This is a genomic window from Pantoea sp. Fr-CA_6, from assembly GCF_024520895.1.
In the GTDB taxonomy this organism is placed as follows: Bacteria; Pseudomonadota; Gammaproteobacteria; order Enterobacterales; family Enterobacteriaceae; genus Pantoea; species Pantoea agglomerans.
In genome coordinates this window covers 343,897-360,031 of record NZ_JALNPO010000003.1, presented here as the reverse complement: position 1 = coordinate 360,031, position 16,135 = coordinate 343,897, and the positions used below count along the sequence as shown (strand labels likewise).

The 16,135-nt window shown below is 51.4% G+C and carries 18 protein-coding genes and 1 riboswitch; of the genes, 5 read left to right on the top strand and 13 right to left on the bottom strand.

Features of this window, described 5'->3' with window-relative positions; all coding sequences use genetic code 11:
• Nucleotide 1: 1 nt before the first annotated feature.
• The 6 genes from thiS to NR201_RS07755 form a co-directional block, all read right to left on the bottom strand.
• Nucleotides 2-199 (bottom strand): sulfur carrier protein ThiS, encoded by a 198-nt coding sequence (gene thiS / locus NR201_RS07780; protein WP_010247485.1) that lies wholly within the window; start codon nucleotides 197-199, stop codon nucleotides 2-4.
• A complete protein-coding gene (locus tag NR201_RS07775) occupies nucleotides 189-1,127 on the bottom strand; it encodes an FAD-dependent oxidoreductase (protein WP_256844054.1) in 939 nt (312 codons plus the stop codon). The genes thiS and NR201_RS07775 overlap by 11 nt, the downstream gene beginning before the upstream one ends.
• A gap of 131 nt (nucleotides 1,128-1,258) precedes the next feature.
• Nucleotides 1,259-1,378: riboswitch (TPP riboswitch) on the bottom strand.
• 63 nt (nucleotides 1,379-1,441) lie between these two features.
• A complete protein-coding gene (locus NR201_RS07770) occupies nucleotides 1,442-1,987 on the bottom strand; it encodes a cysteine hydrolase family protein (RefSeq protein WP_256844053.1) in 546 nt (181 codons plus the stop codon).
• 248 nt (nucleotides 1,988-2,235) lie between these two features.
• A complete protein-coding gene (locus tag NR201_RS07765; protein WP_010247494.1) occupies nucleotides 2,236-2,550 on the bottom strand; it encodes a helix-turn-helix transcriptional regulator in 315 nt (104 codons plus the stop codon).
• Nucleotides 2,551-2,566: 16 nt separating this feature from the next.
• Complete coding sequence (locus tag NR201_RS07760) at nucleotides 2,567-3,685, bottom strand: alkene reductase (protein WP_256844052.1); 1,119 nt, start codon at nucleotides 3,683-3,685, stop codon at nucleotides 2,567-2,569.
• A 268-nt stretch (nucleotides 3,686-3,953) separates the two neighbouring features.
• Nucleotides 3,954-4,841 (bottom strand): hypothetical protein, encoded by an 888-nt coding sequence (locus NR201_RS07755; protein ID WP_240769894.1) that lies wholly within the window; start codon nucleotides 4,839-4,841, stop codon nucleotides 3,954-3,956.
• A gap of 274 nt (nucleotides 4,842-5,115) precedes the next feature.
• Here NR201_RS07755 and NR201_RS07750 point away from each other — a divergent pair, with 274 nt between their 5' ends.
• On the top strand, nucleotides 5,116-5,670 hold the full coding sequence (locus NR201_RS07750) for an AAA family ATPase (RefSeq protein WP_256849605.1): 555 nt from the start codon (nucleotides 5,116-5,118) through the stop codon (nucleotides 5,668-5,670).
• Between the two features lie 89 nt (nucleotides 5,671-5,759).
• Here NR201_RS07750 and NR201_RS07745 read toward each other — a convergent pair whose 3' ends face one another.
• The 3 genes from NR201_RS07745 to NR201_RS07735 all read right to left on the bottom strand — a co-directional run bounded on the left by NR201_RS07745 (nucleotide 5,760) and on the right by NR201_RS07735 (nucleotide 7,707).
• On the bottom strand, nucleotides 5,760-6,188 hold the full coding sequence (locus NR201_RS07745; RefSeq protein ID WP_073970679.1) for a GFA family protein: 429 nt from the start codon (nucleotides 6,186-6,188) through the stop codon (nucleotides 5,760-5,762).
• 184 nt (nucleotides 6,189-6,372) lie between these two features.
• Complete coding sequence (locus tag NR201_RS07740; RefSeq protein ID WP_010670716.1) at nucleotides 6,373-7,002, bottom strand: LysE family translocator; 630 nt, start codon at nucleotides 7,000-7,002, stop codon at nucleotides 6,373-6,375.
• Nucleotides 7,003-7,197: 195 nt separating this feature from the next.
• Nucleotides 7,198-7,707 (bottom strand): GNAT family N-acetyltransferase, encoded by a 510-nt coding sequence (locus NR201_RS07735; RefSeq protein WP_256849604.1) that lies wholly within the window; start codon nucleotides 7,705-7,707, stop codon nucleotides 7,198-7,200.
• A gap of 63 nt (nucleotides 7,708-7,770) precedes the next feature.
• Between NR201_RS07735 and NR201_RS07730 the strand changes: the two genes are divergently transcribed.
• Entirely contained in the window at nucleotides 7,771-8,349 is a 579-nt protein-coding gene (locus tag NR201_RS07730; protein WP_033780126.1) for an XRE family transcriptional regulator, read from the top strand.
• Nucleotides 8,350-8,475: 126 nt separating this feature from the next.
• Here the strand turns inward: NR201_RS07730 and NR201_RS07725 are convergent, their stop codons facing one another.
• From NR201_RS07725 to NR201_RS07715, 3 genes are all read right to left on the bottom strand, one after another.
• A complete protein-coding gene (locus NR201_RS07725) occupies nucleotides 8,476-9,507 on the bottom strand; it encodes a methionine synthase (protein ID WP_010670701.1) in 1,032 nt (343 codons plus the stop codon).
• 27 nt (nucleotides 9,508-9,534) lie between these two features.
• Nucleotides 9,535-10,515 (bottom strand): DUF1852 domain-containing protein, encoded by a 981-nt coding sequence (locus NR201_RS07720; protein ID WP_256849603.1) that lies wholly within the window; start codon nucleotides 10,513-10,515, stop codon nucleotides 9,535-9,537.
• 462 nt (nucleotides 10,516-10,977) lie between these two features.
• Nucleotides 10,978-11,688 (bottom strand): IclR family transcriptional regulator, encoded by a 711-nt coding sequence (locus NR201_RS07715; RefSeq protein WP_010247520.1) that lies wholly within the window; start codon nucleotides 11,686-11,688, stop codon nucleotides 10,978-10,980.
• A 172-nt stretch (nucleotides 11,689-11,860) separates the two neighbouring features.
• On the opposite strand from NR201_RS07715, the gene NR201_RS07710 reads away from it, so the two are divergent.
• From NR201_RS07710 to NR201_RS07700, 3 genes are all read left to right on the top strand, one after another.
• Entirely contained in the window at nucleotides 11,861-12,553 is a 693-nt protein-coding gene (locus NR201_RS07710; protein ID WP_061902258.1) for an RraA family protein, read from the top strand.
• On the top strand, nucleotides 12,553-13,503 hold the full coding sequence (locus NR201_RS07705) for a hydroxyacid dehydrogenase (protein ID WP_256849602.1): 951 nt from the start codon (nucleotides 12,553-12,555) through the stop codon (nucleotides 13,501-13,503). Before NR201_RS07710 ends, NR201_RS07705 begins: the two co-directional genes overlap by 1 nt.
• Before the next feature lie 375 nt (nucleotides 13,504-13,878).
• Nucleotides 13,879-14,277, top strand: a complete 399-nt coding sequence (locus NR201_RS07700) for a TonB family protein (protein ID WP_223565865.1) — start codon at nucleotides 13,879-13,881, stop codon at nucleotides 14,275-14,277.
• A 231-nt stretch (nucleotides 14,278-14,508) separates the two neighbouring features.
• Here the strand turns inward: NR201_RS07700 and NR201_RS07695 are convergent, their stop codons facing one another.
• The gene (locus NR201_RS07695; protein ID WP_256849601.1) at nucleotides 14,509-15,483 is read right to left on the bottom strand and encodes a hypothetical protein; all 975 of its coding nucleotides are present in this window, start codon (nucleotides 15,481-15,483) and stop codon (nucleotides 14,509-14,511) included.
• Nucleotides 15,484-16,135: the final 652 nt, after the last annotated feature.

Below are 16,135 nucleotides of genomic sequence, written 5' to 3'. Positions count from 1 at the left end.
GTTAACCTCCCTGCATCGGTGACAGGATTTCGAGCTGGTTGCCCGCCTCAAGTTGCTGGCTGGCATAGCGGCTACGCGGTACAAACTCCCCGTTCAGCGCGGTGGCGACGGTCCGCGGATCGATCTGCTGCTCCGCCATAAGCTCCGCCAGCGTCGTTGCGCCGGTTTCAATCGTGCGGCCATTCAGTTCAACGCGCATGAGTCATCTCCTGAGTCAGTTGCAACATAAGTTTTTCAGCCATGATCGGGGCCAGCAAAAAGCCGTGGCGGTAGAGGCCGTTAAGTGAGAAACGGCCATTTTCGTAGCGGACTTCCGGCAGGTTCTGCCGATAAGCAGGACGCAGACCGGTGCCACTCTCCACAATCCGCGCTTCAGCCAGCGCCGGATGCAGGCTGTAAGCGGCGCTGAGCAGTTCCATCATCGCCCGGGCGCTGATCGGGCTGCTGTCGTGGCTTTCGACCATGGTGGCACCCAGCATGAAGTGGCCCCCGTCACGCGGTACCAGATAGCAGGGAAAGCGTGGGTGCAGCAGCCGGACAGGACGGGAGAGTTGTACGTCGGATGTGTGCAGGATCACCATTTCGCCTCGCACGGCGCGCAGGGCTGGCTGCCGATCGGTGGCGTGGATGCCACGGCAGTCGATGATTTTGCCGCCGGGTTTAACGCTGTGAAAGGGGACGCCAGCCTGTTGCAGTTTGTCGCGCAGTTGCTGCAAGGCGCGGCGCGGATCGAGATGCGCCTCTGCGGCGAAAAACAGGCCGCGGGCAAAGCGGTTTTCCAGCGCGGGTTCGATGTCACCGGGAGAGACCCACTGATGCTGCTGCGTCATGCTGGCGAAGCGCGTCAGTTCACGGCTGTCACGCGGCGGAGCAACCACCAGCGTGCCCTGCTGTTCCACGCCATCAACGCGTTTCGCCCACCAGCTGGCCGCGTGCTGGCCCCATTCGATCACCTGTGGCGGTGCGCTTTCTGCTTCACACCAGGGCGCGAGCATGCCGCCCGCCCAGTGCGAGGCCGCAAGACAGTCAGGCTGAGTAATAACTTCGACCGTTTCTCCCCGCTCCAGCAGCAGCGTGGCGACACAAAGCCCGGCAACGCCGCTGCCGAGCACCGACCAGCGGCTCATGGTGTCCACCGGACAGGAAAAGAAAGATTCAGGATGAGATTTTTCAATTTGGCCTCGTTATCCGTTAACGAAGACCCGTGATACAGAGGGAAAAGGCAGGAACGTTGCGAATGCGCCCCTGCGGCAAGTATCTGATGAGATACCCGTCTTCCTACGCCAGTATCAACTGGGTCAGGTTCTAAGGGTCGCTAAGCCGCGCGGTGCGCTATTAGCCTCTCAGTCTCTCTGGCGAGACTCCCCTGACGGGTTTAGTTGTAAGTTAAGCAGACAGCTTCGTCAAGCAGACTGCATGGAACCGGGTCAGAACATCGGACTTAACCGGCAGAACCGAAATGCCAGTCAGTTGCGGTTGCCAGCGTCACAAAGGGGCCCGCCAGCGTCTGGTTGTGATGCGCAATAATCTTCTCCGCAGAGAGGTGGGGATTATCGACGGTGGTGTGCGCATCGGAAATCAGTACGACGTTAAAACCCAGCTCCGGGGCTGCCCGACAGGTAGTATCAACGCAGAACTCTGTTTTCATCCCCGCAATCACCAGTTGCTTAATGCCCTTTTGTCTCAGCTGAAGCTGCAGGCCAGTATCCCTGAAACAGCTGGGATATCTTTTGGTGAAGATGACATCACTCTGCGGGTTGACCTGCAATTCCGGGATCAGGCGCGTCAGCGGGCTTTGCTCGTTAAAAGGGGAATCATCCGGGCCGATATGGCGTGCGAAAAAGAGGGAGACGGCAGAAGCCCGGGCTTTAGTAATGAGAATTGAGGTATTCGACAAGATCGAATTTGCGGCAAAGGGAGCCTCGGGACCATTAAAAAGCCCCTGCTGCATGTCGATAATTAAAAGTGCACTTTCAGATGTAACCATGACCTGTCTCCATTCAGTTTTTAAGAACGGAGAACAGCTCCCCGTCCGGTTCGGCGGGGAGTGAGAATCAGTTGTGTCAGGTGCCTGTCACAGAGTCGCTCACGCCGCCGCCAGGGGCGGTGGTGGTGGTGACGGTGGTGAAAGACTGAACTGACATAAACATTTTCTGACCCTGAGTTAATGCGTTCGGTGAAGTCACCATCAGAAGGATGGCGCTGACATCTACATTACCCTGTAAGCCGTCGCTTTTAAAGCGCCTGCAGCGATTGGGTTACCGCATCGGTTATTTCACGAATGCGCGGTTCGGCGCGGCGATAGTAAGTCCATTTCCCGACTTTGCTGGCTTCAACCAGCCCCGCATTGTGAAGTGCTTTCAGGCATAACGAGGTGGCGGGCTGTGATAAGCCCGCCTTGTCCTGTATGAGGCTGGCACAGACGCCATACTGATCGAAGGGGTAGAGCTGGGTATAGCCCGCAAACGCTTCGTCAGGATTTTTAAGCCACTTCAGCACTGCCACTCTGGTCGGGTTGGACAGTAACTTCAGGGCATTTTCGGGGGACATGCCGCCTCACAGAATATCAGGATGGGTAAAATGGGTAGTCAGTATAGCCTTTCTCAGTGCCGCCATACAGGGAGGCGTGATCGACCTCATTCAGCGGATATCCTGATTTAATCCGCGCGGGCAGATCGGGATTAGCGATAAATGAGCGGCCAAAACCAAACAGATCGCCCCAGCCTTTTTCCAGCACATGCTGCGCTTTTTCAGCCGTGTAGCGACCCGAATAGATGATCGGAGAGCGGAATGTTTCCCGCAGCGCGACACGGAAGCTCTCTGGCATCTCCGGGCTGTTGTCCCAGTCGGCTTCAGCAATGGAGAGATAGCCAACTTCCAGCTCGTTCAGCAGTGCTGCTGCGCGGATGTAGGTCGCGTGTGGATCACTTTCAACCAGACCGAGATAGACACGCTCTTCGTCGGTACTGGTAAACAGAGGCGCAAATCTGACGCCAACTCGGTGGCTGCCAAATACCGAGCTGACCGCCTCAACGACTTCTCGCAGGAAGCGCAGACGATTCTCAGCAGATCCGCCATATTCATCCGTACGGAAGTTGGTGTGCTCAGAAATAAACTGGTTAATCAGATACCCGTTGGCGGAATGCAGTTCCACACCGTCGAAACCAGCCGCTTTGGCATTCTCCGCCGCGCGTCGGTAAAGCTCTACGATCTCTTTAACTTCCGATGTAGTCAGTGCGCGTGGCTCGCTGGGTGCGGTCAATATGCCGGCGCCAGGCCCGGTTTCAATAAATACCCGGACGTTATCGGCTGCGATGGCTGAAGGGGCAACGGGTGCCTGCTTGCCCGGCTGCAGTTCATTATGGGACACGCGGCCAACATGCCAGAGCTGGCAGAAAATCGTGGCCCCTTGCTGATGTACTGCCTCTGTAACCTTTTTCCAGCCGGCGATCTGCGCTTCGCTGTGGATCCCCGGCGTCCATGCATAGCCCTGCCCGCGAGGCTCAATCTGGGTGCCTTCGGTGATCATCAGCCCCGCGCTGGAACGCTGGCGGTAATACTCCACCATCATCTCGCCGGGAATGTTGCCCGGTTGTTCACTGCGGCAGCGCGTCAGCGGCGGCAGTACCATGCGGTTACGAAGCTGAAGGTCGCCCAGATTCAAGGGGGTAAAAAGTGACGGCATGACAAAAAGTCCTCTGATGTGTGAAGAGGCGACATTATATTTACACATTTAAATTTGTAAATGTGTAATCTGTGCTTTTTGTCCGGAGCGGTATCTGCGGTTTCTGGCAGAGGGTCACTTTCTGGGTGGAGTGCTGACAGCGCGTGGGATTAACAGTCTCTCAGCGCAGCGCCTGACTGCGTAACGCCAGGAGGAGATTCTGCAGACGCCGCTTTCAGGCAAATTGCTTCGCCGGGACGGAGGTGCTGCCTGCAGGATCATAAGAACATTAAGAAGCGTATTTTTCAGTGAACGCCTGCCACTGCTGGCGATAAACCTCCAGTTGACTGAGTGCGCCATCAATGGAGGGCTGTGCTTTGTTGTCAGGATTCGGCGTGGCACGAATCAAATCGGCAAAGGTGCTGAAGACAGAGTCCATATCACGGCCCGATTTCATGGCTTCCATCATCCCGGCCAGCTCCACCTGTGGCCGTGCGGTTGCGCTCTTAACCTGGCTGAGATAGTCACGTGCGCTCTCCTGCATGTCGCGTGTTCCATGACGTATGGCTAACGCCAGCGTATCCTGTGCTCCCAGCAACGTCTGACGTTCACGAATGGCGACTTTGACGCTTATCATCTCATCAGCAATCTCATTCGCCTGCTTCTGGTTATCGCCGGAGACATATTTTTCTATCAGTTTATGGAGCTTAGACTGCGTCAGGGTCAGCGCCATGGCTTCCGAGGTATCCGAATTATCGTACTGATTACGGCCCACCTGGCCTTCAGCCAGCACCTCATGGAGTGCAGCGGCAAACTCATCCATAGCGGTCTGCGTATTGGCAGCTGTCATACTCAGAAGTGGAGTAAAAGTTCTGGCGTCCCAGCTGGTGTAGGGATCGTTGAATAATGCATATCCAAGGTTAACGGACGGTCCCTGACCGGATGACTTTGTCTTTGCCAGTTCCTCTGAATTTTTAGCCTGCTGCTCTGCCGTAATGGGCTCAGCGACAGCCTGCACCAGGCGCGCTCTTGCCTCGGGTGAGATCACCACCACACTGGCAGGTAATTCTTTTCCGGTAATAGTTTCTTTAGTCGTGTTCTCAGCTCTGTTTGTTACGGTGAGCGTGGCTAAATATCCTCTTGCCACCTCTGTTGTCACGCCATTGATTAACCCCATAATGCCCTCTACGGTTTGATTGGTTGAACAATTTATCGGCAAAATGTAACCAATCTTTACCGAAATCTTATTGCTGCCTGGGTTAAGACGGCTCAGGGCAAGTCTGGCTATCATCGCCGCTGCGGCCTGACTTTGATCCAGAAAAGGTTCAGAATCCCCAGGCTGACCAGCCAACGGGTCCCGGCAGCGTTTCAGACTTTACGGAATGCACAGGAAAGTTTCAGAGCAGTACGCATTTATCCATTTCAGACAGGGTTAATTCAGAGGAGACGTTGTGAATAGTGCACTTCCATTAGAGGCGCTTGGGCCGCGCATTTGTATTATGGGTCCATCGAACAGCGGAAAATCGACCTTAGCTGAAGCCATTGCTCGCAAAACAGATCTACCAGCAGTTCATCTGGATCAGCTTCACCATATTCCGGACAGTCAATGGATGCCCAGAGCACCGGCAGAATTTCTCCGTTTGCATGCTGAGGCGGTGAGTCAGGAAAGATGGGTGATGGAGGGTAATTACACCAAATGCATTGAAGAACGATTCGCGCGTGCCACAGGCTTAATTCTGCTGGATGTAAAAGTGACAGTGGCACTGCTGCGGTACATTCGCAGATGTTACTCATCCACGCCGCGTATTGGCGGTCTGGGGAGGGGCAGAGAGCAGATGAACCTGGAGATGCTGAAATATATTCTCCGTACTGCCCCGCAGAATCGAAAGCGCCATAAAAAGCTTTACGACCAGGTCAGACTGCCAAAACTTCTGCTTCCTTCTCCCCGCGATGTTAAAGCCTGTTCTGACTACTGGGGATTACAGCTAACGAATAATATTCGATGAATGCAGGCTGCAGGAATAACGTCTGTTTTCCGTTAATGGGGTCGCTTTGACTCAGTGACTTTTTGAATAACAAAGAAGCACCACTGCCATCAATCAATAAGCTTTAAGCTCGTCAGAAGAGAGTCCAGCGATTCTACCGGCCCGGCATGATTTGTCTCGGAACGAATTGTGTCCCAGGGCATGGCGTCATCAGTACAATAATCACCTGTGCACTGCATATCAGCAGGCTCACTGAGTAAACCAACCGGAAGCCAGATATAAGGTCTGCCACGCAACGGGTTAGGCACTGTGGAGCCACAGCTGGCGCAAAAATCGTTGCGATAACCGGTGAGTTTGCGCCATGACGCGATCTGGCTCTCACCGGAAACCCAGCTGAAGTCACTCTCTTTTACGATCGTTGCCAGGTTATAGCCGGTTCCGCTCTGTTTTCTGCAAAGAGAACAGTGACAACGGTAATAACGCGTGGGGGTTACTGATATTTCGAAAGCAACGGTTTCACACAGACATGCGCCTTTCATTTCATCATCCTGTTCACTCAGATTCCTGGTTTGTCTGACTACTTGCCTGATCATAGTGGTGTTTAAGTAAGGGGCTGCTGAAGCGCTACCGCAACCTTGTTAATTTAATGCCGCTCCGGCTCAATGCATGATCTTTTGCGGATTTGAGCCAGAAGCGGATAACCCTCGTACACCTTCATCAGTACTAACTGCGGCTGAATACCAGTTTCAGCCCTGCCAGCGCAAAGCAGCAGGCTAATAGCGCATCGAGTCCGCGACGAATGCGACGGTAAAATGCGCCCATCACGGCGGTTGAGAACAGCAGAGCATAGCCGCCGAACACAACCACGCAAATCACCGCACAGCCGCAGATGATTATCGGCAGCGTGGCGGCGACCACATCCGGCTTCAGTGCAAACGACATAATGGCCACCCAGGTAAGAATCGCTTTGGGGTTGCCGATATGCATCAGTATCCCCTGACGGAACAGTCTGCCATACGCGACACGCTCATCGCTGGCTTTAAAATCGCTGGCCTCAGTGCGGCGTAACGCAGATTTGCCGGCTTTAAACGCCAGCCATAACAGATATAACCCTCCGCCAATTTTTAACACGATCAGCAACTGTGCGAAGGTTGCCAGCACGGTCAGCACACCGCAGGCGGCCAGCAGCGCCCAGAGCATCGAACCACTCACGACACCCGCAGCCAGCGCCAGTGCGGCACCCCTGCCCTTTTTCATTGCCGTTCCCATTATCGCCATATTACTTGGCCCGGGACTGGCTGTAGCGACAAAATAGGTGGTGAAGATCAGGATTAATTCGTGCGAAAGCGCCATGATGTCCTCTGCGATGGATTGTTATTAATCTGTTATATCGGCTGACGTGCAAATTTGCTATCTCCTGGTTCGCTGCGGCTTCGTTTCTCGCTTTAAACGATCTGCGCAATCAAACGTTTTCCAGACATAGCTTTCTTCTGCGGGGATCGGCATCCTGCCGGAAGTATCATCAAAGGATTCGCTATCAGGGACAACTCAGGGTCGTTTACGGTCATCCAGACGCAGCTGCAAAAATGTCAAATCCAGCCAGCGTCCAAACTTAGTTCCAACCTCCGTCATTCTGCCAGACTCAATAAATCCCAGTTTTTTATGCAGGGCTATGGATGCTGCATTTTCCGATTCAATCGCCGCCACCATAACGTGCTTCCCGGCTTCGCGAGCAAGCTGGATAAGCCCCTGCATCAGGGAGGCAGCCGCGCCTTTACCTCGTGCATCTTTATGAACATAAACCGAATGCTCAACCGTATGACGATATCCGTCCCAGGGACGCCAGTCACCATAAGAGGCATATCCCAGCACGGTATCATCTTTGTCTGTCGCCACAATCACAGGAAAACCGGCCTGCTGGCGGCTGTTTATCCACGTGATGCGGTTAGCCACATCAATACGATTTTCATTCCAGATCGCGGTGGTGTTAAGCACCGCGTCGTTATAAATCTCTGCGATGATTTCAGCATCGCTCTCTACAGCCGCACGGATAATCATGGTGGACACCCCTTTGCTCACTCACTAAAGTAGATGAATTGTTCACTATGATAGTTATCCATTATGTTAGATAAAAAGTCCAGCAAAGAAGACAGCCTGAACATCCGCATCGGTCAGAAGGTAAAAGAGGAAAGGGAAAAACGCGGCTGGTCACTTACCGAGCTGGCTGATAACTCAGGCGTTTCACGGGCGATGATCCATAAGATTGAGCGTGGGGAGAGCAGCCCGACGGCGGTTCTGTTAGCGCGCCTCTCAGGCTCGTTTGATATGACTATCTCACAGCTGCTTGCTCAGACCGAAGTGCAAACCGGGACGCTGGTCAGGCATGAAAATCAGCCGGTGTGGCAGGATCCGGAAACCGGCTATCTGCGTCGCCACGTTTCACCGGGCGAGATGCCGGTCGATCTGGTCAGTGTCGAACTGCCGGCAAATACCGCTGTGCCGATGCCGGCAATCTCCTATGTTTCAAGACGCCAGCTGATATGGGTAATTGAAGGGACACTGACTTTTGAAGCAGGTTCCAGCACCTATGAGATGGCTGCTGGCGATTGTCTGGAACTGGGCGATCCAGCTGATTGCGTGTTCAGAAATAAAACGACTCAGGGCTGTCGATATGCCGTTATCGTACTCCGGCCTGCCTGAGCAGGCAGACGGCATAAATCCCTGAGTAAATCGACCATTGGCAGAGGGATGATTGTCACTCAGTCCGGCTATCGATCGCTTTCAGAAATCAAATCGCCAGCCGGACTGAATCTGCTCAGGGAAAGATTATTTCCCCAGAATCTCTCTGCGGACAATCTCAGCGCCCGCACTTAACGCATGCAGTTTGCCATTGGCAACCTGACGCGGCAGTGGAATCATGCCGCAGTTGGTTGAAGGATAGAGATTTTCAGCATCCACAAACTGCAGCGCTTTGCGCAGCGTATTCGCCACTTCTTCAGGTGTCTCGATGGTATGGGTTGCCACATCGATGGCACCGACCATCACCTTCTTACCGCGAATCAGCTCGATCAGATCCATCGGAACCCGCGAGTTCTGACACTCCAGTGAGACAATATCGATAGCCGAACGCTGTAATTTTGGGAAGACCTCTTCGTACTGACGCCACTCTGTGCCCAGAGTTTTCTTCCAGTCGGTATTCGCTTTAATGCCGTAGCCGTAGCAGATATGAACCGCGGTTTCACACTTCAGACCTTCGATGGCGCGCTCTAACGCGGCGATGCCCCAGTCATTCACTTCGTCGAAAAAGACGTTAAACGCAGGTTCATCAAACTGAATAATATCCACGCCAGCGGCTTCTAATTCTTTGGCTTCCTGATTCAGAATCTTTGCGAATTCCCAGGCCAGTTTTTCGCGGCTTTTATAGTGATTGTCATAAAGGGTATCGATCATCGTCATCGGACCCGGCAACGCCCACTTAATAGGACGATCGGTCAGCTTACGCAGGATTTTCGCATCTTCAACAAATACGGGTTTCTGACGTGAGACTTCACCCACCACGGTCGGGACGCTCGCATCATAGCGATTACGGATTCGCACCACTTCACGCTTTTCAAAATCCACACCGCTGAGGTGTTCAATAAACGTCGTCACGAAGTGCTGACGGGTCTGCTCGCCATCACTGACGATATCAATACCGGCCCGAACCTGATCGTCCAGACACAGACGCAACGCATCTCTTTTGCCGTCGACTAACTCTTCATCCTGCAGTTTCCAGGGTGACCAGAGCACCTCTGGCTGCGCAATCCAGGAGGGTTTAGGCAAGCTGCCAGCAGTTGATGTCGGTAATAAGGTTTTCATAGCAGGTGACCTTCTATAATTAATTAATCAAAGAACGGATTCAGCAGACCATTGCGCGAGAAGTGTCTGATTCGGCTTAATAAAATGCGTCTCAGTAAACTTACCCTGTTCGACAGCAAGGCGGCTGCGTTCTTCGCGATCGTAAACAATCCGGGTTAACGAATAATCCTGATGCTGCAGCGTGGGTTGATAGCACTGTCCCGCAGCAGAATTCGCGTTGTAAATTTCAGGGCGATAGATCTTCTGGAAAGTTTCCATGGTGCTGATGGTGCTGATCAGCTCGAGATTGGTGTAATCGCTGAGCAGGTCACCGTGGAAATAGAAAGCCAGCGGCGCAACACTGCCCTGCGGCATGAAGAAACGCACTTTCAGACCCATTTTTCCGAAATAGAAGTCAGTCAGGGAAGGTTCATCCTGCTGATATTCAATGCCCAATACCGGATGCTGATTACCGGTGCGCACGTAGGTGTTTTTGCTCGATACACTCAGGCAGATAACCGGCGATTTACTGAAGTTCTCTTTATAGACCGCTGAGTTCACGAAACTTTTGAAAATATTGCCATGCAGCTGACCAAAATCATCCGGCAGGCTGAATTCAGTCTGACCTTTGTTATGTTCTGACAGAACAACGCTGAAATCATAATCACGCACATAGGAAGAGAAGTTATTGCCGACAATCCCCTCGGTGCGCTGACCGGTTTTATGATCCACGATATGCGTTTTTAAAATCTCAATCGCCGGGAACGATTCGTCGCTGCTTCCGGGACGAAGATTCAGCTCAGCAGAAATAATCTCAAGTTCAACTGAGTAGCGGTCGCCCTTTAGATTGTCCCAGTGCGCCAGAGAGTTGAAACGATTGTCGATCATCACCAGGGCGTTGTGCAGGTTTTCCTGACGTTTTTCGCCGCGCGCTAAATTAGCGAAGTTAGTCGTCGCCCGCGTATTTTTCGAAGGATTATAGTTTTCGTCGAAACGAATGCGCTTGAGGGTAAAGGCTAAGTTGTTCATCGCTATCGGGTATCCTGGTCGCTGATATGCGTTGTTGCTTTTAAGGGTTATCCAGCGTGGCTATCCCTTTACAACTATTCATATGACTCAAAGTTATTAACAATTCTTACTTTATGCCTCAACACCCGGTTGAAAAAAAGTGATTAAATTTCAACGAACATGAAGGAAATTCATGTTGGGGCAGTAAAGCGGGGAAATTTTCATGAGGCAGCGAGTCTTTTAACACCTGATGTAAAATCCGGGTGTAAAAAGCCTCGCACAAAGAGGGCTTAACAAGAGATGTCAGAGGTGGCGTGATGTTTCGCCTCAACTTAAGGCGCGGAGGCTTTCATGATCCCATAATCAGGCACGCCAGCGTGCTGTTAGTCATTTAGCAATACTCCATCGGTTCCCGCCCGCAAACCGTAAAACGCAGCATGGATGGGGCAACTGAAACGTTCCGGTCACAGCCAGGCAAGACGACTAAATTTTATAAACGTTATCACACATCACTTTATGTGCGCCTGATTTTACCGAAAGCCTGCACGCTGCCTCTTTCATCAGTTTTCCCATCTCACTGTCGCGCATCGACTGCGTCAGGCGTGAAGCCGGACCGGTTAATGCCAGCGCCGCGAGCAGTTTGTTACCTTCACCAAACACCGGTACGGAGAATGCCGCGATATGCGGATCGCGAATACCTGACGTGAACAACGGGAGTTCAGGTACAGAGTCAAACAGAGGTTCATTCAGCCCCCAGTAACGAAGCACCTGCCCGATGGCCGAATTATCCAGCGGCAGATAAGTGCCGGGCAGACGTGTTTCACGCAGTCCTTCAGAGGGCTCCGCTCTGAAAAGACAGAGTCGTTGACCGTTTTCAATCACATACCATGTGGCGCTTTCGCCTGTCGCAGTCGCCAGTGCGTGAAGTTCAGGCTGAACGATACTGGCCAGATGAAAGGATTGTTCATAGAGCTTGCCCAGATAAAGCAGTCTTGGCCCCAGGGTATAAACGCCATTGTCGCGACGAATGACATAGTTCATGCGCTCAAGTGAGTTCATCAGACGGTAAACTGTCGTTTTATGGTACCCAGAAAGCTGCGCCAGCGCGGTCAGCGTCAGTGATTCCTCACCAGGCCTGAAACAATCCAGCAGCGCCAGCGCTTTTTCTACGGCAATTACGCCTTCATTCCCCATCGGTACGTCCTCCTGTTTGCGACGGCAGGCAGTTTACCGCGCAATTTGTGATTCACATCGTATTTACATCACAAATGAATGCTTAACACTGGTGCGAACTCAATTAACATCGATATAGTAGTTTTATATTGTACAACTTAGTTGTGCCTGGTAAAACAAAGAGGATTAATCTATGCCCCATGCAGAGAATACCTTCATCAATCGCGACATTATCCGTATCGCACCAGAGCGCGTAAAACAGGCTGCTCAGTTTCAGGCGGCGATCCTTGCTGATGTTGCCGGACGACGCGGAACGCTGCACGGTCGCGTAAAACCGGTGTCCCCCACAATGAAAGTCGCCGGACCGGCTATCACTGTCGAGGTGAGACCGGGCGACAACCTGGCGATCCACGCCGCGCTGGCGATTGCCCAGCCGGGCGATGTCATTGTGGTCGATGGCAAAGGCGATATCAGCTGTGCATTAATCGGTGAGATAATGTCCACCCAGGCAGAAGCCTCCGGCATCGCCGGAATTATTATTGATGGTGCGGTGCGTGACGCCGATGCACTGAGCGCGAACGGCTTCCCGGTTTTCTCTGCGGGCCTGAATCCCTGCGGTCCGACCAAGTCCATTGCAGGACGCGTCAACTACCCTGTTTCTGTGGCGGGCGCAGCCATTCAGCCAGGCGATCTCGTCATCGGGGATATAGATGGCGTGGTGGTTCTGCCGCGTGAAGACGTTCCTGCGTTGCTCGAACTGGCCCAGAAAAAACTCGATTTCGAAACCAGCCGTATCGCAGCCATTCGTGATGGCGACCTTCGCGCGCCGTGGTTAGAGAAAGCCCTGCAAACCGCTGGCATGCTGGTCGATGGGGAGTCGCTCTGATGACAACCTCTTCTCCCGTGATCCTGGTAACGGGTAATGACCTGGCACCGCAGGCAGTAAACCTGCTTAGTGACTTCAGCATTGTTTATGCCGGCAAACAGCCCAGCGAAGATAGCCTGTTCCAGCTCTGCCAGCAGCATAATCCTGTGGCGATTATCGTCCGATACGGCAAAATCAACGCCCGCATTATGGATGCCGCGCCTGACCTGCGGGTTATTTCCAAACACGGCAGCGGCATTGACGTTATCGACCAAAAGGCGGCGGCTGAACGTCATATCAGTGTTCAGTCAGCCCCGGGGGCCAACGCAGCGGCCGTGGCCGAGCATACCTGGGCGTTAATTTTAGCCTGTGCAAAATCGGTGATACCGCTTGATCAGCGCATGCGCCAGGGACACTGGGACAAATCGACCCATAAGTCGGTGGAGCTGGAGGGCAGAACGCTGGGTCTGGTAGGGCTTGGTGCCATAGGCGGTCGTGTTGCCTGTATTGGCCGTGCTTTTGGCATGAAGGTGCTCGCTTATGATCCTTTTGCCAGAACCTTTCCCGATGAGTGTGAATCGACCTCACTTGACGATCTGCTGCAGCATGCAGATGTCATTTCGCTGCACTGCCCGTTAACCGAACAGACGCAACAGATGATTAACGCTGAGAAACTGGCTCTGTTTAAAAAAGGCGCCATTCTGGTGAACACAGCACGCGGTGGTCTCATTGATGAAGAAGCGCTGTTAGCGGCGCTGGATAATGGCACTGTCGCCTGGGCCGCACTGGACAGTTTTGCCACTGAACCCCTGACTGCGCCGCATATCTGGCAGAGTGTTGGAAATGTGATTCTGTCGCCACACATCGGCGGCGTCAGCGATAACTCCTACGTGAAGATGGGCACCGTCGCGGCCAGTAACATATTAAGCGTGCTGGCAGAACCACTAAAAAACGAAAGTCCGGTAGCCTGAACCGCCCTCTCCAGCCGATCAGACAGGTAACAGCGCTTTCTGGTCGGCTGGTTAATAGGTAAATCTGCTGCAATAGAGCGTAATGCTTACCTGCCAGGGTTTCCGACACGAATCTTATTCTGTTCTATGCCGTCCTGGCTTACTTCCTTCGCCCACATAAATGGGTTTATTACCCTTCAATCGTTAACGACTCTTCCCGCGTATTGAATGAGGTGGCTGCCTGCAGCGGTTTCTTTGAAGTGTTAATTGTAGGGCATGTGTTATGAAGGATATGTCCGCTATGAGCAAGGAGCGGATGACTAGTTTGCAGAAAGACGGGGGCAGGACTTATTGGGGTTATATCCACTGTTTTTTTGGATTATAACGCGATATCCGATGAGTTCAGCAAATGTCCTTCCGTTGATGTTTAAGTATAATGATAATGTTTATCAACAAAAGGATATTGTTATGTATGGGTTTATGATGATTCTGGCTGTTCTTGTACTCAATGCATGTACTACTTATTCACCTGTTAAAGTTGAACAACCCAAGCCCCTTCGACAAGATCGACCCGTTTACCCATACTATGCGGCTAAGAACCGGATAGAAGGTATGGTTAAGTTTAACTTTGACGTTGATGCAGAAGGCAGGGTAAGTCAGATGAGAATTATCGAGTCGACACCAGACCACTTGTTCGATGATGCTGTAATAACAGCCGTTTCAAAATGGCGTTTTGAAAAGGGCAAACCTGCCAGGAATCTTCCCATGACTGTAAAATTAAAAGTGCAAAAATAGATTTGATTTTAAGGCTGCATAAATGAAAATTAATGACTGTAATTGAGGAGGTTATTATGGCTGAATGTTGTTCTTTTAAATGTTAACATAAATTATTATCCGATGTCCGCTTCTGGCACAAAGCGGCCATGCATGAAGGCAAGGTTCGCTATGAGCGAGGTGCCGAATCCACAATTTTCCTTACGGTTGGTGTGAGCATCCCTGTTAATGAAAAGGATGCATCTGTATGCACTATCCATGGGATTTAGTATTAGCCTTAGATGAGAAAAGAAAATCAAAAAAACTGGCTGCATTTTTAGAATTGATACCATCTGTATTGTTTTGATTCAGGAAGTAATCCATTAACGTTTTGCCCCCCTTCTTACCAGACTGAGTATCATTTATGCCAGTGCCTTTATCCTGTACGACGTCATTGCCTTCTAACCTGAATCCATGCTTTTTACCAGTTTCGGTGACAGTAAATACACCATCTTTGTTGATGACATCAGGTTCTTCGATTTTCAGTGTGGCTTCGCTGGCAGTATTTATTATGTAGTTATTCTGCCCCTGGCTTACATAAGTTGCGAATTGAGATGACATGTGTTGGCCTTTCGATGTCACATCAGAACCGGTAGTGTTCATGATGGATTCCAGATAGTCAAAACTCGCGGTATGACTGAAAGAATATCCGGGGTCGAGTTCATATCTGAGAAAAGCAGGGTCGAGGCCAGAGCCTGAAAGGTTATCGCTACTCAGAATACGGGATGCCGTTGCAGCATCTTTATCTGTAAACGATACCGTTTTAACCCGACCACTCGCATCGTAAGTATTTCCTGTATTGTAACTACCCGATACGCTTCCAAACTTTCGGTAATTCCCTAAGTCGCGTGCTATGTCATCGACATATCGTAAGTCAGTGCCCTGAGCTTGTGCCTGACCATAAAGATCTGAAAGTGCACTGAGATCGCTCTTCGTCAGAAAATTAGTGGCATCCATGTCTTGGGTACTTTTGGTTAGCTGCGTCTGAATTTCAGGTAAGGTGCTTACCTTACCAAACAGACGAGACATCATAAGTCCTTGTCCACTTATCGTAGACTGGCCTGACGATACTGGCTGCGCTACCGTGGCGTTACTTTCTCTGACAGGTTGGGGGCTGGAGATTTTAGAGGTCTTAACTGATGCAGCTTGAGTTTGGCTGTAAATATTGCTTAATGTATTGATATTCATAGTTAAATTTCTCTCCATCCTGAATAAAGCTAAGTCCGTGATTTAAATCGATGGCTTTTTTCAAGTAACGGCAGAGCGACATAAAGCTTTAGAAAAATGATTTACTTAAAGTCTTCAGTTAAAGATTCAAGCTTTCTGTTCTTTACAGATGAAAGCAAAGAGGCCGCTTCTGGCACAAAGCGGATTAACTTCAGATTAATGCCTGCTATGAGCGAAAAGAGGAAAAAAGATGATGCCGCGCAACATATCTTCTTATCGGGATTGAAAGGTCATGATACTAGGCGTATCAAAAAGACGGCACTTTTGCCATTCTATTAGGAAATGGAATTATGGCGGACAGAAGACCACTCAATCCTGGCGTAGTTGTTCCTAAACCTGGCGGTGGTACCCAGCCCCGCGATCGTAACAATGATGGAAGAGTTCGAGAGAAGCGCTCGGATGCGGATAAACCACGCAAATAATGACTAGCCGCCTCTGGGCGGCTCTTTCTTATGATGATCCAGCCGTAAGCCGGATTCACCCTAATACTCAAGTGGGTTGTTGATAAGTCAGCGTCCGCTTATGGCACAAACCGGACATCGGCATCACGTAGTGTCCGCTAAGAGCGAGGAGCGGACGTTGTGTAAGATTAAAGCTGTAAGAAAATACAGAC

Excerpts from the sequence above, each read along its gene's own strand:
- thiS (WP_010247485.1), bottom strand. The coding sequence starts at position 199 with ATGCGCGTTGAACTGAATGGCCGCACGATTGAAACCGGCGCAACGACG.
- NR201_RS07775 (WP_256844054.1), bottom strand. The coding sequence starts at position 1,127 with ATGAGCCGCTGGTCGGTGCTCGGCAGCGGCGTTGCCGGGCTTTGTGTC.
- NR201_RS07770 (WP_256844053.1), bottom strand. The coding sequence starts at position 1,987 with ATGGTTACATCTGAAAGTGCACTTTTAATTATCGACATGCAGCAGGGG.
- NR201_RS07765 (WP_010247494.1), bottom strand. The coding sequence starts at position 2,550 with ATGTCCCCCGAAAATGCCCTGAAGTTACTGTCCAACCCGACCAGAGTG.
- NR201_RS07760 (WP_256844052.1), bottom strand. The coding sequence starts at position 3,685 with ATGCCGTCACTTTTTACCCCCTTGAATCTGGGCGACCTTCAGCTTCGT.
- NR201_RS07755 (WP_240769894.1), bottom strand. The coding sequence starts at position 4,841 with ATGGGGTTAATCAATGGCGTGACAACAGAGGTGGCAAGAGGATATTTA.
- NR201_RS07745 (WP_073970679.1), bottom strand. The coding sequence starts at position 6,188 with ATGAAAGGCGCATGTCTGTGTGAAACCGTTGCTTTCGAAATATCAGTA.
- NR201_RS07740 (WP_010670716.1), bottom strand. The coding sequence starts at position 7,002 with ATGGCGCTTTCGCACGAATTAATCCTGATCTTCACCACCTATTTTGTC.
- NR201_RS07735 (WP_256849604.1), bottom strand. The coding sequence starts at position 7,707 with ATGATTATCCGTGCGGCTGTAGAGAGCGATGCTGAAATCATCGCAGAG.
- NR201_RS07730 (WP_033780126.1), top strand. The coding sequence starts at position 7,771 with ATGTTAGATAAAAAGTCCAGCAAAGAAGACAGCCTGAACATCCGCATC.
- NR201_RS07725 (WP_010670701.1), bottom strand. The coding sequence starts at position 9,507 with ATGAAAACCTTATTACCGACATCAACTGCTGGCAGCTTGCCTAAACCC.
- NR201_RS07720 (WP_256849603.1), bottom strand. The coding sequence starts at position 10,515 with ATGAACAACTTAGCCTTTACCCTCAAGCGCATTCGTTTCGACGAAAAC.
- NR201_RS07715 (WP_010247520.1), bottom strand. The coding sequence starts at position 11,688 with ATGGGGAATGAAGGCGTAATTGCCGTAGAAAAAGCGCTGGCGCTGCTG.
- NR201_RS07710 (WP_061902258.1), top strand. The coding sequence starts at position 11,861 with ATGCCCCATGCAGAGAATACCTTCATCAATCGCGACATTATCCGTATC.
- NR201_RS07705 (WP_256849602.1), top strand. The coding sequence starts at position 12,553 with ATGACAACCTCTTCTCCCGTGATCCTGGTAACGGGTAATGACCTGGCA.
- NR201_RS07700 (WP_223565865.1), top strand. The coding sequence starts at position 13,879 with ATGAGTTCAGCAAATGTCCTTCCGTTGATGTTTAAGTATAATGATAAT.
- NR201_RS07695 (WP_256849601.1), bottom strand. The coding sequence starts at position 15,483 with ATGAATATCAATACATTAAGCAATATTTACAGCCAAACTCAAGCTGCA.